The organism is Glaciecola sp. 2405UD65-10, from assembly GCF_048820975.1.
Taxonomy (GTDB): domain Bacteria; phylum Pseudomonadota; class Gammaproteobacteria; order Enterobacterales; family Alteromonadaceae; genus Glaciecola.
The window spans coordinates 1,380,359-1,397,960 of the sequence record NZ_JBMEUF010000001.1; the positions used below are offsets into that span (position 1 = coordinate 1,380,359).

Sequence of the window (17,602 nt, forward strand, 5' to 3'; positions counted from 1 at the left end):
TTCACTATGGCTCAGCTTTATTTTTATTACTCTGCAATGAACGCAGGAAAATCAACCTCCCTTTTACAATCAGCTTATAACTATCAAGAGCGCGGTATGTCAGTCGCCTTGTTCACGGTTGATTTTGATAACCGCTTTGCACAAGGCAGTATTGCTTCACGAATTGGCTTAAAAGCCCCTGCTGAACTATTTAGCCAGCAAACAAACCTGTTTGACGAAGTGTCAAAATTACATTCAAAAGAAACACGAAGCTGCATATTTATAGATGAAGCTCAATTTTTAACCAAGCAACAAGTTAAGCAATGTTTAATGATTGTTGATGAGTTAAAAATTCCTGTGCTCGCTTATGGTTTACGTACCGATTTTATGGGGGAAATGTTTACTGGAAGTCAATATCTTCTCGCTTGGGCAGATAAACTCAACGAGCTTAAAACCATTTGTCATTGTGGACGTAAAGCGAGTTTTGTAGCCCGTGTAGATGAAAACGGTAAAGTTATCTCTAAAGGCGCACAAGTAGAAGTGGGCGGAAATGAAAAATACGTATCACTTTGTCGTAAGCATTATTGCAAAATCAGTGGATTTTTTGACAGCGACCACTAAGTATAGATGATTGACGCTTATTGGTTTCATAAGTGAAATTTATAAATAGGCGTCATTTCTAGCAATTATCCAAGCCCCTAATTTTCAACTATTATGCTAACAATAGTTTAACATTTAGAGGTGACCATGGACTTTTCCCACAATCCCAAAACGCTTGATTACATAAGTCGCATTCGTGCATTTATGGATGAAAATGTGTATCCCATTGAAGATAAGTTGTACGCAGAAATTCATGCCGATAATCCTGACGGTAACTGGAAGCAATGGCGCCTACATCCTGAAATTGTACGCTTAAAGAAACTGGCTAAAGAGCAAGGTCTATGGAACTTATTCTTACCTGATGAAAAGCTTGCTCAAGGCCTTAGTACACTCGAATACGCCCCTTTAGCTGAAGAAACTGGCCGCGTGATTTTTGCCCCCGAAATATTCAATTGTAATGCTCCTGATACCGGTAATATGGAAGTACTTTATCATTTTGGGAATAAGGAGCAGCAGGAACAGTGGCTAACTCCTTTGCTAGAGGGCACTATCCGCTCGGTATTTGGTATGACTGAACCAGATGTTGCATCATCTGATGCAACTAACATGGCGGCAACAATAACAGTTGATGGTGATGAACTCGTTTTAAATGGTAAGAAATGGTGGACAACTGGCCTTGGTCACCCTAACGCTAAAGTTATGATTTTTATGGGTTTATCAAATCCTGAGAATGATAAGCACAGCCAGCACTCTATGGTGATAGTCCCGCTTGACGCGCCTGGAATTGAAATTAAACGTATGCTTAGCGCATATGGCGACTATGATGCACCCTCTGGCCATGGCGAGATTCATTTAAACAATGTGCGCGTGCCAATGAGTAATTTGTTAGTTGGCCTTGGTAAAGGCTTCGCTATTGCCCAAGGGCGTTTAGGACCTGGAAGAATTCACCACTGCATGCGGGCTATAGGTGGTGCTGAAAAATGCTTAGAACTTGGTATAAAACGCGGTTTAAGCAGAACCGCATTTGGTAAGCCATTGATTGAATTAGGTGGCAATAAAGAGCGCATCGCCAAAGCGAGAATGCTAATTGAGCAAAGCCGACTGCTAACCCTACAAGCCGCATGGAAAATAGATAACTTGGGTGTGAAACACGCCATGGTAGACATTTCTGCAATAAAAGTGGTGGTGCCTAATATGTTGCAAGAAGTAGTAGATATTGCACTACAACTTCACGGCGGTGCGGGCATGTGCAGTGACTTCCCTATAGCGCGCTTTGCAGCGGCGGCACGTTCGCTGCGCCTAGCTGATGGCCCTGATGAAGTGCATATGGCAATGGTTTCACGTTTAGAATTAAAAAAATATAGAAAATAAACTATGACTGATAACACAATAGATAAAGCTGGCTCGGTACGTGAGGGCGAAGAACTTCCCATTTCAGCCTTAAGGGAATGGCTTGATAGTAATATTGGCGGATTACATGGTGATATGAATGTCACGCAATATTCGGGCGGTGCATCTAATTGGACGTATTGCCTAGGGTTTGAAAACAAAGAAATAATATTGCGACGCCCCCCTGCTGGAACTAAAGCCAAAGGGGCTCACGATATGGGCCGCGAATATCGTTTGCAAGATTCACTAAAACCGGTGTTTGATAAAGTCCCCACTATGCTTGGATATACTGATGACGAAAGCGTGATTGGCGCCGAATTCTACGTCATGGAAAAAATTAACGGTATTATTCCAAGAAAGCATTTCCCTCGCGGGGTTAATCTAAACGAGCAACAAGCTCGAAAACTGTGCGAAGTGGCCTTAGATGAGCTAATTAGTTTGCATAATGTAGACTATAAAAGCGCCAATTTAGAGCATATAGGAAAAGGTGCCGGCTACGCTGAACGTCAAATCAGCGGTTGGATAGCACGCTACAGCAAAGCAAAAACGTGGAACGTACCAAACGGCAAAAAAGTGATGCAATGGCTAGAGAAAAATCTACCCACAAAAGAAACTATTTGTATCACACATAATGACTACCGCTTTGATAACCTAGTGCTTGACGCGAATGATCCAACGGCAATTTTAGGGGTACTTGACTGGGAACTAGCTACCTTAGGCGACCCACTTATGGACTTAGGGAATAGCCTTGCCTATTGGGTGCAAGCCGATGACGACTTTTTAGCCAAAAGTACTCAGCGCCAACCTACCCATCTAAAAGGGATGATGACTCGCCAAGAAGTAATTGATTATTACTGCCATAAACAAGGTCTAGAGCCCAAAGCGTTTGCATTTTATGAAGTATACGGTTTGTTTAGATTAGCCGGCATAGTGCAGCAAATTTATTACAGATACCATCATAAGCAAACTAATAATAAAGCATATAAAAACATGTGGGTGTTTGTGCATTATTTAATGTATCGCTGCAATAAAATAATTAAACGCGCTGGCAAGTAAGCAACACACTAAACATTTAATATTAAAAGAAGACCGTATTTATGAGACAAAATATTTTAATTACCGGAGCCAGTTCAGGCTTAGGTAAAGGCATGGCTGTAGAGTATGCCAAAATGGGAAGAAACCTCGCTTTATGTGCAAGGCGGGTAGAGCGTTTAGAAAGTTTAAAAAGCGAACTGCTGGCTATAAACCCTGACATTCAAGTTGTTATTAAATCACTTGATGTGAATGACCATGATGCGGTATTTACTGTTTTTGAAGAATTCAGAAAAGACTTAGGACAGCTTGACCGCGTTATAGTGAATGCAGGCATGGGCAAAGGCGCGTCAATTGGCACGGGATTTTTTGAAGCAAACAAACAAACCGCCGTTACTAACTTTGTGTCGGCTTTAGCGCAATGCGAAGCCGCTGTGAGTATTTTTAGGCAGCAAAATAGCGGCCATTTGGTTACCATATCATCAATAAGTGCGGTACGCGGATTTCGCCGAGCAATGACAGTATACGCAGCAACAAAAGCCGCTATTACTAGCTTAAGCGAAGGTATGCGTATTGATTTAGCCAAAACACCTATAAAGGTGTCTACGATTCACCCAGGCTTCATTAAAAGTGAAATTAATGAAAAAGTTGAAAAAGTACCATTTATGGTAGATACCGAAACCGGTTGTAAAGCCATGATAAAAGCCATTGAAAAAGAAGGTGCGAATAGCTACGTGCCAGGATGGCCATGGACATTAATGCAAGCATTAATGAGAGTTGCGCCTTTATCAATGCTTGCAAAAATGAGTTAGGGTATTGCAAGCCTCTTTATTTACCTCCGTTGTTTTGCCGGCTTTACTTGCATTAATTATGTTAGGTATGGGATTAAGCTTGCGCGTACAAGACTTTGCTCGCCTTGCAAGTATGCCCAAAGCTATTTTTGTAGGTTTAGTTGGGCAAGTGGTGTTACTCCCTTTATTAGCATTTGCTATTGCAGTGTTCTTCAGTGCAAGCCCTGAAATAGCTATTGGGCTAATGATTTTAGCGGCTTGCCCCGGAGGAACTACCTCAAACTTATTTGCTCATATTGCTAAGGCTAACTTAGCCTTGTCTATATCATTAACCGCTATCACCACGGTAATTTGTGTATTTACTACGCCATTTTTGATCGCATTTTCTATCGATTACTTCATTGAGGGTGAGTCCCCAGCGTTCTCGTTACTTGAAACATCACTTGCACTTATGCTTATTAGCCTACTACCTGTGCTAATCGGAATGTTGATCAAAGCAAAAAATAACACCTTGGCTGAACGAGCAGAGCCTATTTTTAGAAAACTGTCAGTGCTATTTATGATTTTGATTATCATCAAAATTTCTTATGACGAAAGTGACTCAATTATTGCGGCTTTCCCTGACATGTTTATTTTAACAATAGGATTAAACTTGTTAGCCACGGCTATGGGATTATTTTTAGCACGCTTATTTTTGCTCAGTAATATAGACGGCGCGACCTTGGGGATTGAAATAGGGACACAAAATGCAACATTGGCAATCCTTATTGCTATCTCTTTACTTGGTGTACCGGCCTACGCACTAGTGCCCGGTGTATATGGGATAGCTATGTATTTGGGCGCAACATTACTCGTAATTCGGTTTAAACAAAAATCACGAAAAGAAGTAAAGGTTGATTCACTGAGCTAAGTTACGCACAATGAACACAAATTAAATAGTATTTGATGCCCGAATGTTTCGTTTTTTTTCCGTTTTATCTAGCTTTATCTTTTGCTTTTTATCAGCTTCATCAAGCGCGCAGTTACCGCTTGATGAAGCTACATTGGAGCAAACCATAAACCGAGCCTTACATGAGTTCAACACGCCCGGTATGGCAGTGGGGATTGTTAAAAATCAAGAAGTTATTTTTGCTAAAGGCTTCGGTACAGCATCTATTGAAAGCGCCACACAAGTCAAACCATCAACACTATTTCGCATAGGCTCGTTAAGTAAGGCATTTACCGCTTCGGGCTTGGCTATTTTAGTAGATCAAGGCAAACTAAATTGGGACGATAAAGTACAAACATATTTACCTAATTTTGCACTTTACTCCGCTTATGTTTCAAAAAACTTTACTGTGCTTGATCTACTCACACATAAAAGTGGGCTAGCAAGCGGCGCCGGTGACAGCATGATTTGGCCTGAACCATCGGGCTTTTCTCGCCAAGAAGTTGTGCATAATTTACGCTACTTGAGCCCACAATATGGCTTTCGGGCTCAATATGCTTATAGCAATGTGCTTTATATTACGGCAGGAGAACTTATTGAAAAAATAAGTGGGCTGGCATTTGAAAAATTCATTGATACCCACATTTTTGCGCCTTTAGACATGAACTGTTTTGCGGGTGATATACCTAAACAAAACTTGCCACATGTGGCTTTAGCTTATGGCTATAACGATGCTCGTGGGATTTACCCTATTCCAAGAAATAGCGCATCTGAAAAAGGTATTATGGCCAGCGCTGCAGGCGGTATAGTGTGTGATTTAGATAGCATGAATAAGTGGGCTAAAGCATGGCTAAACGTAAACACACTGCCTGTTAGTGAACAGTCTTATAAAGTAATGACAAGCGGCCATACCGTGTTATCTGTTAGCGATGAAGAACAAAATTGGGATATGACCTTGTTTAAGCAATATGGTTTAGGTTGGCGATTAAGCAATATAGGCCACTTAGCTACTATTTCGCATACCGGCACCATTTCAGGCTACCAATCTTATTTGTTATTAGTGCCACAATTAGATTTAGGCATTGTTATTTTGAACAACGGCTCTAATTCAGCGGCAAGAGGCTCGGTTATGCAAACCATCGTTAAGGCCTTCATAGCAGATGCTGGCATTGCTATGAGTAAGCACAACGATTGGATCAATACGTATCTTGAATACTTAGATGAAAAAGAGGCTGATTATTTACGAAAATATGAAGCCCCCGTAGCCCAAGGCCCAATGCTTATTTCCGATAAAGATATTTTAGGTGTTTTTAAAGATGCATGGTTTGGTAATTTACGTATTCAACAAGGTAATGGTCACATAAGAATTTCATCAGACCGTATGCTTACTCTCAAAGGAAAGCTACTGCCCTTTGCGGGAACTAGCTATAAAATTGAATGGGATAACAAAAACGCCGCCAGCGACGCCTTCGTTCACTTTACGATAAATAATCAAAGCAAAGTGGTGTCAGCAACTTTACATCCGTTCACCGCCAAGAAGCGAGAGAATCACACATATAGGGATATGTTGTTTTATAAACAATAAAGAGGCTATTTGATCTCTCTATCTTTTATGAAAATTTGCTGTAATTCTTCACGTCCTTTACGTTCTTTTTGCACGCGGCCTTCTAGCTCTAAATTTTCGTCAATGGCTTCGTTCAGCATTTTCTTGTCATGTTTACTAAACATGCGGATCATTTTCTGGGCGTGGCGTTGATTGTAACCGTAGGCTTCAAGTACTTTTCTACATGCATTTAAGCCCCCTTCGAATAATTCTCTAACAAATACGTCTACGCCATTTTTAGCCAGTTCCGTTGCATGCATTCTATCGCGTGCTCTAGCTACAATCTTAATATGCGGGAACTCCTGCTTAACTAAGTTTGCAAGCGTATTAATTTGTTCGCGATCATCCACTGCTATTAATAATACTTTGGCATTTTGTATACCTGCTTTGTTAAGAAGATCAGCACGAGTTGCATCCCCAAAGAAAACTTTATTTCCGAATTTTTTAACAAAAGCGATATGCTCTGCGTCTTTATCAAGAGCCGTAAAAGGAATGTTATTTGCCGACAATACCCGTGCCGTAATTTGGCCAAAACGCCCAAAGCCAGCAATTATTACTTCAGGCTCATGCTCCATTGCTTGAGAGTCATATACGGGTGGGCAATTTGATGTATTAAAATACCGCGCGTACAAAATGACTAACGGTGAAGTGAGCGCCATTGATATGCCAACCACTAGGTTCACGCGTGATGCAACATCTTCACTCATTACCGAAGCGCTAATAGCAAGCGTCATAACCACAAAGGCAAACTCACCGCCTTGAGATAACATAATCCCAATTCGTGTAGAGTCTCGTTTACCTTGATTGTTTAAACGCAGTATAACAGTAATAATTAAGCCTTTAATTAATACTAAGGCAAAACTTAAACCTAGGATAAAAGCGGGTTCGCTAAACAACAGGGCCAAATTCAAATTCATGCCTATGGCCATAAAGAATAAACCCAACAACAGGCCTTTAAAGGGTTCAATTTCTGTTTCTAATTGATGTTTAAAGCTGCTGTCAGCCAACAATATCCCCGCTATAAACGCCCCCATACCCATTGATAAGCCAGATGCTGACATAGCCAATGCGGTTACAAGCACCAAAAACAAAGCGGCGGCTGTCATGACTTCACGGCTGCCATACTTTGCCACGACTCTAAGCAAAGGATTTACCAAAAACCGCCCTATAAGTAAAACCGCCGCAATGGCACCTAAACTAATATACCAAGCAACGCTATCCACACTTTGATTGGGTGAAAATGACGTCACAATAAGTAAAATAGGAATAACGGCAACATCTTGCATCAGCAACATTGAAAAGCCTTGTTGGCCCGGTGCTGTAGTGAGTATTCGTTGCTCATTCATTAATTGAATAGCAAATGCAGTAGATGACAATGCCAATGCCAAGCCAATCGTCACACTCACTACTAAGCTAAGCCCTAGTAGGCCGTAGCAAATTAAGCCAATTAAAACGGCACTTAACAGCAGCTGGCTACCACCGCTAATAATAATGTTGTTGCGCATTCGCCAAAGCGTTTTAGGTTCAAGCTCTAAGCCAATCACAAAAAGTAGTAACACAACGCCCAATTCAGCAAAATGTAATATTGTGCTGGGTTCGTCTATAAAATTAAATACAGAAGGGCCAATCAGAACGCCAGCTATTAGATAACCTAAGATGGCGCCAAGCTTAAGACGCTTGAACAAGGGAACTGCGATTAAAGTGGCCCCTAAAAATATAGCTACTGACGGAAGTAAAGTCACAAATTGAATACCTTGTTGTGATTAAACATATAGCTAAATTTCAGCCGTGTAAGCCTACAGTGTAGCGGGTTTATTCAATAGAAAAAACGCTTTTACTGAAAATCAATAAAAGCGCTTTTATAAAAGACGGGAAAAGTGTGCTATTTGATTTTAAAAAGCTTATCAAGTGATAAACGTTCGGCGCCCCATATAACTACTGCAAGCAGTAACAAGCCCCAAATAACATGAAGATTATAAGCCGCTGCGGGCATGTCTTCTAAACTGATAACCGCAATGTAATTGATAACGAAAATACCAAGAGCAGCCTTTCTGGCAAATAAGCCCAAAGCTAATAAAGCAGGTAAAACCAACTCTCCAAATGTGGCTAAATAGGCGGCTGTCGTAAAATCTAAAATAGGTACGGCGTATTCGTACTCAAACAACATAAGGGTAGAATCCCAATCGTTCAGTTTGGTTAAGCCTGATTTAAAAAATACCCATGCTACGTATACTCTAGCGGCTAACAAAGCCGGTGCTGCTAACCATTGTGCCTTGCCAAATATGGCGTTATATATTGTAATAATCATGTGTGTAGCCCTTGTTTCGTCAACGATACTAAGTAGTTTTATTTCTTGTGGCAATCGCATAAATTTTGCGTGTACCAATGTGTTGTTGTAGCCATTGCGACATGGCAGCTTGATCATCACCAAAAGAGGCTAATACCTGTTCAACTGATGATTCATTTACCATACTCTCAAACGCTTTTGCGGGCATTTGTTCACAATACTCGAAAAGTGCTTTGTAGTGCTCTCTCCATAGCACAATAGACCTTAATACAGGATTATTTATTGCACTGTGAATTAAAATTTTTAAATTTTTTATACCTTCTGCTTTGGTATGTTCATTTTCTTCGGGCGAGGCGTGATGCACTAAGGAATACAACTCCTGTACGGGAAAATACACATTCATTACTTGTAAACCAGGTGCTGGCACAAAATTCAGCTTTGCGGCATCATAGTTTTGTAAAAGAGCAAAAGAATCAGCATCAAAGTCTATATCTTGCTGCCTTTCTATGGTGCTCAAGCGCCAATCAAGCTCGGCTACTTCTGGTATGTATGGAGTATCGGCCAATGCATCAATATCAAATAAATACGCCGAAAACATCGCGCCATAGTCGGCCCAATCAAAACAATCTTTAGGGTGTTTTATTAAATACAATTTTGCAATGTTTCTAAATGCGTCCTCTCCTAACAAAGCCAACACCGTAGGAAAGGTAATAGAAAGCGCCCTAATGCCAGTTTCTATATAATTATTTCGATAAATAAAAAGCGCGTCGTTAACATCAGATGCTTCAGATACAGTATTTGCGCTTAAGTTGTTTGGCTCATTGGTAATATTCGCAACAAGCATTTGTTGATAGTGAGGCGCAAATAAATTACTCATGGCTAATGTTACCGGCTATTTTTTTAGCCTTGCCAGCCTCACCTACTAATTCAGCCCACGAAGGCAATTCGTTGTCCCATTCAATTAGCGTTGGTTTAGGGCCCAACTTAGCAATAATAAGTTCGTATAATTGCCAACACTGTTCTGACACAAAATTAGCGTGGTCATCCACAATAAAGCCATTTAGCTTGGTATCACTGAAGCCTGCAAGATGTATCTCACCCACTAAGCTTGTTGGTAGGCTACTCATTTCTTTGAATATGTAAGTTACAGGGTCATCAACACCTTGGTTGAGCGCATTTACGATTAAGTTGTTTAAATCTAAAAGCAAGCCGCAGCCTGATTTTTCAGCCATTGAGACTAAAAACGCTTGTTCTGACATACTATCATTTGCTTGCTCGTGTAATTGAGATGGCAATACATATGCCGAAAGGTTTTCAATTAAAATAGGTCGCTTTAGCGTATCTTGCACTTGATGAATATTACTGCAAATTGTATCAAGTGCTTGTTGATTATAAGCCAGTGGCAGTAGGTCACCTGAGTGAAAAATACCGTTATTTGTGGGAACTCGGTTAAAGCACAAATGCTCTGACACTAAAAAAGCATTAGCATTTTTGACGACTCTAGCAAACTTCTCAAGCGTTTCTGCCGGGACTTTTAACGCTGAACCTAGCCCTAATGAAGTACCGTGCACACTTATTTTGTATCGCTGTGCAGTGTCTTGGAGTAGAGCTTGCGTAATACCGCCAGCAGCAAAAAAGTTTTCTGCGTGAATTTCAATAAAGTCGATATTGTTATTGATAGGGTTATTGCTGAGGGCTTCATCAATATGGGGATGGCGCAAACCAAGGCCTATAAGTGCCTCAGTTTGCGGTTCAGATAAAAATGGCGGCAAGAGATAAGTACCCTAGCCTTTCATATCTGCTTTCATTTTTTTAAACATTTCTTTAGCTTCTTTACGGTTATATCCGCCTAAATCTTTACAAGTACCCGTTGGCACTAAGCGCCATTCGCCTATGTCGTTATCAACGGTAGATTGCCCAGCACAGCTGTGTGTACCAGCAAGGTTTCCACAGTCATTTTGGCCAGCTAAAGATACGCCGTAACATTTTTCTTTTTTCTTACCCGCTGCATCAGCAGATTGGGCAATACCTAAAGTCATTACAGTAGCAAGTGCAGCAGCGGCAGCAACATTCGTTTTCATAGTCGTTCCTCTATAGTGTTGAAATAGTAACTTAGTAATAAACGTCTTGAGTTAAGTTACTACAGTTTAGTGATGAAATTCGAATTAATTTCACCACAATGTTGATTTGTTGTTAATTAAAGTTCTGATGAAGGGGTCTTTTCAATGTTTGTCCAATACCCGTTTGCATCAACAATAAGAGCTTGCTTATCATTGCTCCAAATATTTTGTACTTTTTTATTTAAGTTTAAATATAACTTACCATCCACGACCGCAAAGGCTTGTGGATCAATATCATATTTGTAGCCCTTTGAAACACCATATGCACAATAACCACCATACTGAGGCGCATATTTGCGGGGCTCACTTGTAAACATTTTTTGGTGCTTAGCAGAACTAAACCAATATGTAGCACCGTCATAGTTAGCGGCAAATTGGCTGTTACCTTTAGTTGGTGTGTTTTTTGTAAAATAAGCTACCGGGTCGTAACCTTTTATGGCAAGAGTAGTTTCATCAACATTAACAGCCTCTATAGGCGACGATACTTGAGTGGGTATTAGCCCGCACGATGTAACAATTAAAGCCATCAGCAATGTGGCAGCATACATAAGCTTGGTGCGCATAGGGTTCTCCAAATAAGAATAAAAAGCTAACTATTTAGCAAATTCAGTTATAAGACCTTAGGGCCTTTACTTTGCTTTCATTATTTCTGCATTTATTGCTTATTTTTCGAAATTCTGAAAAAATTGTATTAAAATTCAAGTTCTTGCAAAATGGAAAATAAATCGGGTTGCCACTTATATTCTTTCATTTTTACACCATTGTTAAACACGGCTACATTTTCGGACTGTAATAAGCCCATTTGCTTAACTGCTTGGCTAGACCCCGGCGCAAAGGCTAGCTTACCGTTTGAGCGTAGAACGCGATGCCAGTTAACTGTCATTTCGCTAGGTACATAAGCCAGGCTCTTTCCAACTAAGCGTGCACGCCCAGGTAACCCCGCTAAGTCAGCTATTTGACCATAACTAGCCACTTTGCCTGAGGGAATTAAATTAATCGTTTTAAATATTTTCACATAGTTTTCGTTAGTTAAGGCTGAGCTCAACTCCAGGCTTGCCATTAGGTCACCTTGTGTTTGATTTGAAACTCTGTATGTAGAAACTTTTTAGATTCAATAATGTCTTGCAATACCGTTGCCGCATCATATGCATTCTTAAAACTTAAAAACAGCGGTGAAAAGCCCAGTCGTAAAATATTAGGCGCACGAAAATCAGCAATCACATTGTGGCTAATTAAGGCTTGGCAAATCGCATAAGCATGCTCATGCTTAAACGATATTTGGCTACCTCTAGTTTGATGGTCTAGACTACACGCCAAGCTTAATGATGATTGAGGAATAAGCTCTTTGATGCAAGTTTGAAAGAATTCATTTAAAGCAAGTGACTTATTACGAATTGCTTGCATTGAAACCTTATTAAACACATCTAGGGCTGCATCTAACACGCTCATAGATATAATGCTTGGAGTGCCCGATAGAAATTGTTCGATGCCAGTATTTTTGTCGTAATCATGGTCAAATGCAAATGGGCTTTTATGCCCCATCCAACCACTCAAAGGTTGCTGCAAATCAGCTAGCAAACGAGGTGCGGCGTAAATAAAAGCAGGGGCACCCGGGCCACCGTTTAAATATTTATAAGTACAACCAACCGCAAAATCAACATTCCAAGCACTTAGGTCCAAAGGCAATATACCCGCGCTATGGGCTAAATCCCAAACCACTAGCACACCTTTACTATGGGCTAATTGCGTTAATTTCGGAATATCAAAAATAGCGCCATTCTTAAAATTAACGTGTGAAAGCATCATTATGCTAATGTCATTTCCCTTAGCCTCTAAGGTGCTTTCAATTTCATTACTTGCTACGCTTAATAACTCGCAGTTATTAGTGCCCAGTAATTGTGACAAACCTTGTGCCATGTATAAATCAGTAGGAAAGTTATCATTTTGCGATAAAATTAAACGCCGCTTTTCCGTTTTTTGGAGCTGAACTGCCGCACTTAAAATTTTAAATAAATTCACAGAAATTGAATCACAGCACACTACACTATTGGCACTTGCTCCCACTAATTGAGCAATTTTGTTGCCCACTATACTGGGTAAGGAAATCCAGTCGTGGCTGTTCCAGCTTGCAATTAAACTTTGCCCCCATTGCTGTTGGACTACTTCTTGGGCTCTTAATTGGGCATTTTTAGTAAGGGGGCCTAGTGAGTTGCCATCTAAATAAATTGTATCTTTAGGCAAACTAAACTCTTCAATTTTATGTGACAAAGCATCTGCGTTATCAAGCAAGCTCGCTCGTTCTTGTAAATTAGTCATTGTTAGGCGTTCGCATTAATTCTTCTAAAAGCAGTTTAAACGAACTTGAGCCAGGATGGATCCAATCAAAGTGCCCTGCGCCTTCAATCAACATGTTTTCTCCATCAGGATGAGAGGCCATGTTTGCAGGTACAATTGCGTCAGCATCCCCCACCATGAATACCGCTCGGCTCAAGCTGCTTAAGTCAAAATTTAAAGGATTCGCATTTTTATATGCTTGCTCTTCCATTTTCTGGCTGCCTTGCATAAAACGCGGTGTTGCTGTTTGACAGCTATTATCGCCTTCGCTGTAAGCAGGTAAATCAATAATAGGGGCTAGCCCAAACAAGTGAATAGGGAAATTAGGATCGCTTTGTTTAGCAGCCGCTAAACTTGCTAAATGGCCACCGGCGCTGTGACCAAGTAATTTAACTGGCGTTGATTTTTGTAATAGTGTTTGAATATGCCTGAACGCTTGCTCAATATCTTGCAAAGCAACAGGCCATTCTCCCCCATTTCCCGTGCGCCTATATTCTATAGAGTACACATCAAAGCCTTGTTGGCTAAGGGCACTTGTTAAGGGCAAACTATGTGAAATGTCGTAATCTTGTAACCAGCATCCCCCGTGTATAAACACAATTGGGCTTGGCTTTATATTAGTTGGTGAAGATACATGCTTTGCGCCTTCCCATACATAAATAAACTGCTCATCTAAGGCGCCATATTGTAGGGTCTTATCAGGGGTAATGTGGCTTAATTGAGCAACTTTAGCGTAAGGAACATTACTGGCGACAGTTTCATAGTCAAACGTTTTATTGTGCGAGGGTAAATTGGGTATAGGGTTAACACTTGAACATGCTGATAAAAAACTTAACAAAACAATAGAATAAAAATAATAAGCGCTTTTTTGCATAATGATTTTTGCTCTTACATGTATGTACAGCTCATATTTACATAAAAAAATGAGCCGCTTAGCGACTCATTAATTTTTGCAGAAATTACAAAGAAATATTTGAAAATGTTTCTGTTAATGCGTCTTTAGCAGCACTTGCTTCTGGTGTATCAAAATAAGATTGTGCTTGATCAGCATATTTTCCAATCATGCTAGTGTCTAGACCTAGTGTATCAAACTGCTTTTTAAGATCATTTACTTGGCTAAGTTTATCACTGTAGCCTGAAGCCATATCCATAATACCGCCCATGCCTTCACTGTTCATTGCGCTAATTGCTGGTAAGTATTTCATCAGTGAATCAAGGCCTGGTATCTGTGCAGTTAAGGCACTGAATTGTTCTTCAGAGATATTTTGTTTTGCGAAGTTAAACAAGGCAGCCATACCACCTTGAGCTTGTTCTTTTGTTACGCCTAGTTTACTGGTTAGGCTACTAAGTAGGCCGTCAATACCCACAGTACTTTGCGAAGCATCAACAGTTTCCACTACTTCTTCGCTTTCACCTAATCCAACAGCACTAAGAAGGTTGTCCCACCAGCTTTGCTCAGCCGAAGCTACACTTGAAAAACTTAATACTGCACTTAATAAAATAACTTTCTTCATAATTTCACTTAAATTGTTGTCATAATTACCCTTGAATGTAGCAGTAATTAGGCTTGGCAACAACGCTTATATTTTTTACCGCTACCACAAATACAAGCTTCATTACGCCCTATTTTTAACAATCCTGAGTCTTCAAATATGTCGCCGTTAAGGTAAAGCCAAACTCCATCTTGTTTTATAAAGCAGCTATTTTCATGCATGCAGAACACATCATTATTGACTTTGTAATACGCGGTAAATTCAACCTTACCAGTTTCTTGAGTACTACTGCTTTTATGAATTGCCAAGCTTAACCAAAGCGTGTTTTGATTATCATTTTTTAAATCTATAGCCGAAATATTAGGCCGTGAAGAGGCCGCATAGGTGTTCAAAATATAATCATAACTACCTTCGCTGTATGCGGTAAAACGCGAGCGCATTAACTCTTCAGGGGTATCAGCCTTTGCAGTTTGACTGATTAAGGGTTCGCAGCACAGCTTAAATGCCAAGTCGCTGCCGCAGGGGCAAGTTAATGCGTCAACCATAAGGCGATTTTCTCTTATGTAAATATAAAGCTGTAATGGTAACAAAGAACATACGCAGTAGACTATGTGAAATATAAGTCGCTTATTTTTTTGAACTAAGTATTGCGCTTAATGGCGCGGGTTTGCTGTAATAAAAACCTTGCAACTCTTCACAGCCTATTTCTATTAATTGCTGTGCTTGCTCTTTCGTTTCAATTCCCTCTGCACATACGCGCATATTTAACTGATGCGCCATATTCACAATTGATTCGGTTATAACTTTGCCATGTTTAGACGCAATTAGTTCATCTACAAACTGCTTATCTAATTTTAATACATTCAGATGAATTTTGGTAAGGTAACTTAGCGAAGAATACCCTGTACCAAAATCATCTAAAGCCACTGAGCAGCCTAAGGCACGAAGTTTATCAAACACTATATTTACGCGTTCAATGTTTTCTAGAAAACTTGTTTCGGTAATTTCAAACTCTACATTTTTCCCATTTATACCATGCTCTAACATGGCTAATTCAAGCGTGCTTAGCAATGTTTGGGCTTTTAAATCAATGGTAGATAAGTTAATGGCAACTTTAATATGCTCTCCACTGTGGGCAAGCAAGGTAGGAATATCGAAAAAAGCTTGTTTTATTACCCAGGTACTTATATGCCTAATTTTGCCACTTTGCTCAGCTATAGGAATAAATTCTGTAGGTGAAAGCTCACCTAAGGCATGATTATTCCAACGTATTAAGGCTTCGTAACCTACTACTTCAGCGTGCTTATTAACTTTTGCTTGGTAGTGTAAGCTAAATTCATTGTTATCAAGGCCATCCTGAATACTTTCAGCAACCTGCTGCATTCGCAGTTTATCAGCCTTCATTGCCGGCAAAAATAGACTGAAGTGCTGTGAAGAATGTTGTTTAGCGTACTGCTGAGCAATATCCACATTTGCTAACAATTCGCTGGTAACGTAATTCGCCTCTTTGGCTAGCGCAATGCCACAAGTTAAACCAATCCTTATTTGCCAGTTATCAATTTGATAAGGCCGGCTCAAATCATCAAACGTTAGGCTAACAAATTCTAATAAATCTAACTCGCAATACTCTTGTGGCAAATATAGTAAAAACTCATCACTTGATAAGCGTGACACAATGCCATTTGCCGGTGCGAGTTTCTCAAGTCGAGCCGACACATGAATAAGTACTCTATCCCCCACATCTAAGCCGTATACATCGTTAATAGATTTAAATTCTAACAAGTCTATTAAAATCAAGGCTGAATTTACATCGCTAGCTTTGGCTGCGTCTAATTCGCTCTGTAATGTTTGGGTGAAATACAAGCGATTTGGTAAGTTGGTGAGTTTGTCGTAGTGGATAACGTGCTCTTTGCTCATATAGTCGGCTATAAGCGCATTAGCAATAGCCAAACGCTTACATAATCCATGTGCAGCGGCTTTAAACGTGCGTACAGTTCTAGCCTTTAATTCAACACAAGCTTGATTAAAATGAGAGCCGTGCATTTCACATTATCCCTTGAAGTAAATCCTAATAACTAAGCGTTGAAGTTCAACCCTTAGTTGCTTGCAAAGTAAAACCTATTATTTGCTCATAATTTATGTGTACAGATCCTAGCATAAAGTATATCGCTTAATTCTTTATTTTACGTATGGGTACTTATAACCAAGTATTTGCATGTTTAATTGTCTTCGATAGACTCGAACATAAAACTCGCCAACGTACTAACACACTTGAATAATATGTACCAAAGGGTACAATATTAAATATTAATGAGCTTGGGGGGTTACAATGGTTGAAACAAGAGGCAAGAAAAAAGCGTTTAGTGAAAGCACTGCCTTAAACGCTGCTATGGAAGTTTTCTGGCAAAAAGGTTACGCAGGCGCTTCGCTGAGTGATCTCACCTCAAGTATGGATATCAATAAACCGAGTATGTACAATACTTTCGGTAACAAAGAAACGTTGTTTTTAAAAACCACTGAGCATTACATTAAAACAAAAATGCTGCCTCACATGGCCTTGTTGAACGCACCCGGTTTATCGCTAAAAACACGCTTAAAAAACCATATTATGTCTATAGTAAATATGCAGTGCGATGCAAGTAACGGTTCAGCTAAAGGTTGTTATTTGGTGTTATGCCAATCTGAACTGGCAAGCGGAACCGTTCCGCCTAATGCTGCAAAAGCGTTACGTGAAGTTGATTTAGCGCCCAGCAACTTATATGAAGATTTATTTTTAAAAGATAAAGAAGCAATAAGCGCTAAACTGCATTTACAGGCTGCAAAGAATGGCCTAGCCATTTACACTTTACTTAAAGGTACAGCATCAATGGCTAGAACAGGTATTACCGCCATAGCACTCGAGCATGCTGTAGATACCATGCTTAATGGCCTAGGGCTTTAATCCTAAAGCTCCCACATTTATCTGGAATAAACATTCACCAAGCTTATTTACCTTAGGTTTATTTTTCTCTTGACTTAGCCATACCGATCGGTACAATTTAAAAAT

Annotated in this window: 19 protein-coding genes; 7 read left to right on the top strand and 12 right to left on the bottom strand. The window is 40.0% G+C overall.

Going from position 1 to position 17,602, the window contains the following annotated elements; all coding sequences use genetic code 11:
• Window positions 1-6 precede the first annotated feature (6 nt).
• The 6 genes from ACOI22_RS06315 (at window position 7) to ACOI22_RS06340 (ending at window position 6,304) form a co-directional block, all read left to right on the top strand.
• The gene (locus tag ACOI22_RS06315; RefSeq protein WP_420671165.1) at window positions 7-600 is read left to right on the top strand and encodes a thymidine kinase; all 594 of its coding nucleotides are present in this window, start codon (window positions 7-9) and stop codon (window positions 598-600) included.
• A gap of 126 nt (window positions 601-726) precedes the next feature.
• Window positions 727-1,950, top strand: coding sequence for an acyl-CoA dehydrogenase family protein (locus tag ACOI22_RS06320; RefSeq protein ID WP_420671166.1), 1,224 nt, complete (start codon window positions 727-729; stop codon window positions 1,948-1,950).
• Between the two features lie 3 nt (window positions 1,951-1,953).
• Window positions 1,954-3,024, top strand: coding sequence for a phosphotransferase family protein (locus tag ACOI22_RS06325; RefSeq protein ID WP_420671167.1), 1,071 nt, complete (start codon window positions 1,954-1,956; stop codon window positions 3,022-3,024).
• 41 nt (window positions 3,025-3,065) lie between these two features.
• Entirely contained in the window at window positions 3,066-3,812 is a 747-nt protein-coding gene (locus ACOI22_RS06330; RefSeq protein ID WP_420671168.1) for an SDR family oxidoreductase, read from the top strand.
• Window positions 3,813-3,816: 4 nt separating this feature from the next.
• A complete protein-coding gene (locus ACOI22_RS06335; protein WP_420671169.1) occupies window positions 3,817-4,701 on the top strand; it encodes a bile acid:sodium symporter family protein in 885 nt (294 codons plus the stop codon).
• 43 nt (window positions 4,702-4,744) lie between these two features.
• Window positions 4,745-6,304 (top strand): serine hydrolase, encoded by a 1,560-nt coding sequence (locus ACOI22_RS06340; protein WP_420671170.1) that lies wholly within the window; start codon window positions 4,745-4,747, stop codon window positions 6,302-6,304.
• 5 nt (window positions 6,305-6,309) lie between these two features.
• Here ACOI22_RS06340 and ACOI22_RS06345 read toward each other — a convergent pair whose 3' ends face one another.
• The 12 genes from ACOI22_RS06345 to ACOI22_RS06400 form a co-directional block, all read right to left on the bottom strand.
• Window positions 6,310-8,064 (bottom strand): monovalent cation:proton antiporter-2 (CPA2) family protein, encoded by a 1,755-nt coding sequence (locus ACOI22_RS06345; protein WP_420671171.1) that lies wholly within the window; start codon window positions 8,062-8,064, stop codon window positions 6,310-6,312.
• A 140-nt stretch (window positions 8,065-8,204) separates the two neighbouring features.
• Window positions 8,205-8,630, bottom strand: coding sequence for a DoxX family protein (locus ACOI22_RS06350; RefSeq protein ID WP_420671172.1), 426 nt, complete (start codon window positions 8,628-8,630; stop codon window positions 8,205-8,207).
• Window positions 8,631-8,658: 28 nt separating this feature from the next.
• Window positions 8,659-9,486: a putative DNA-binding domain-containing protein gene (locus tag ACOI22_RS06355; protein WP_420671174.1), complete on the bottom strand. Its 828-nt coding sequence runs from the start codon at window positions 9,484-9,486 to the stop codon at window positions 8,659-8,661.
• Entirely contained in the window at window positions 9,479-10,381 is a 903-nt protein-coding gene (locus ACOI22_RS06360) for a DUF692 domain-containing protein (protein ID WP_420671175.1), read from the bottom strand. Before ACOI22_RS06360 ends, ACOI22_RS06355 begins: the two co-directional genes overlap by 8 nt.
• 12 nt (window positions 10,382-10,393) lie before the next feature.
• A complete protein-coding gene (locus tag ACOI22_RS06365; RefSeq protein WP_420671176.1) occupies window positions 10,394-10,690 on the bottom strand; it encodes a DUF2282 domain-containing protein in 297 nt (98 codons plus the stop codon).
• Between the two features lie 116 nt (window positions 10,691-10,806).
• Complete coding sequence (locus tag ACOI22_RS06370; protein ID WP_420671177.1) at window positions 10,807-11,292, bottom strand: YHS domain-containing (seleno)protein; 486 nt, start codon at window positions 11,290-11,292, stop codon at window positions 10,807-10,809.
• Between the two features lie 128 nt (window positions 11,293-11,420).
• The gene (locus tag ACOI22_RS06375; protein ID WP_420671178.1) at window positions 11,421-11,789 is read right to left on the bottom strand and encodes an MGMT family protein; all 369 of its coding nucleotides are present in this window, start codon (window positions 11,787-11,789) and stop codon (window positions 11,421-11,423) included.
• Window positions 11,789-13,045, bottom strand: a complete 1,257-nt coding sequence (gene kynU / locus ACOI22_RS06380) for a kynureninase (RefSeq protein ID WP_420671179.1) — start codon at window positions 13,043-13,045, stop codon at window positions 11,789-11,791. Before kynU ends, ACOI22_RS06375 begins: the two co-directional genes overlap by 1 nt.
• Window positions 13,038-13,937, bottom strand: coding sequence for an alpha/beta hydrolase (locus ACOI22_RS06385; RefSeq protein ID WP_420671180.1), 900 nt, complete (start codon window positions 13,935-13,937; stop codon window positions 13,038-13,040). Before ACOI22_RS06385 ends, kynU begins: the two co-directional genes overlap by 8 nt.
• Before the next feature lie 85 nt (window positions 13,938-14,022).
• Window positions 14,023-14,577: a DUF2780 domain-containing protein gene (locus tag ACOI22_RS06390; RefSeq protein ID WP_420671181.1), complete on the bottom strand. Its 555-nt coding sequence runs from the start codon at window positions 14,575-14,577 to the stop codon at window positions 14,023-14,025.
• Window positions 14,578-14,624: 47 nt separating this feature from the next.
• Window positions 14,625-15,101, bottom strand: coding sequence for a YchJ family protein (locus ACOI22_RS06395; RefSeq protein WP_420671182.1), 477 nt, complete (start codon window positions 15,099-15,101; stop codon window positions 14,625-14,627).
• Between the two features lie 82 nt (window positions 15,102-15,183).
• On the bottom strand, window positions 15,184-16,599 hold the full coding sequence (locus tag ACOI22_RS06400) for a putative bifunctional diguanylate cyclase/phosphodiesterase (RefSeq protein ID WP_420671183.1): 1,416 nt from the start codon (window positions 16,597-16,599) through the stop codon (window positions 15,184-15,186).
• 286 nt (window positions 16,600-16,885) lie between these two features.
• On the opposite strand from ACOI22_RS06400, the gene ACOI22_RS06405 reads away from it, so the two are divergent.
• Window positions 16,886-17,497 (top strand): TetR/AcrR family transcriptional regulator, encoded by a 612-nt coding sequence (locus tag ACOI22_RS06405; RefSeq protein ID WP_420671184.1) that lies wholly within the window; start codon window positions 16,886-16,888, stop codon window positions 17,495-17,497.
• Window positions 17,498-17,602: the final 105 nt, after the last annotated feature.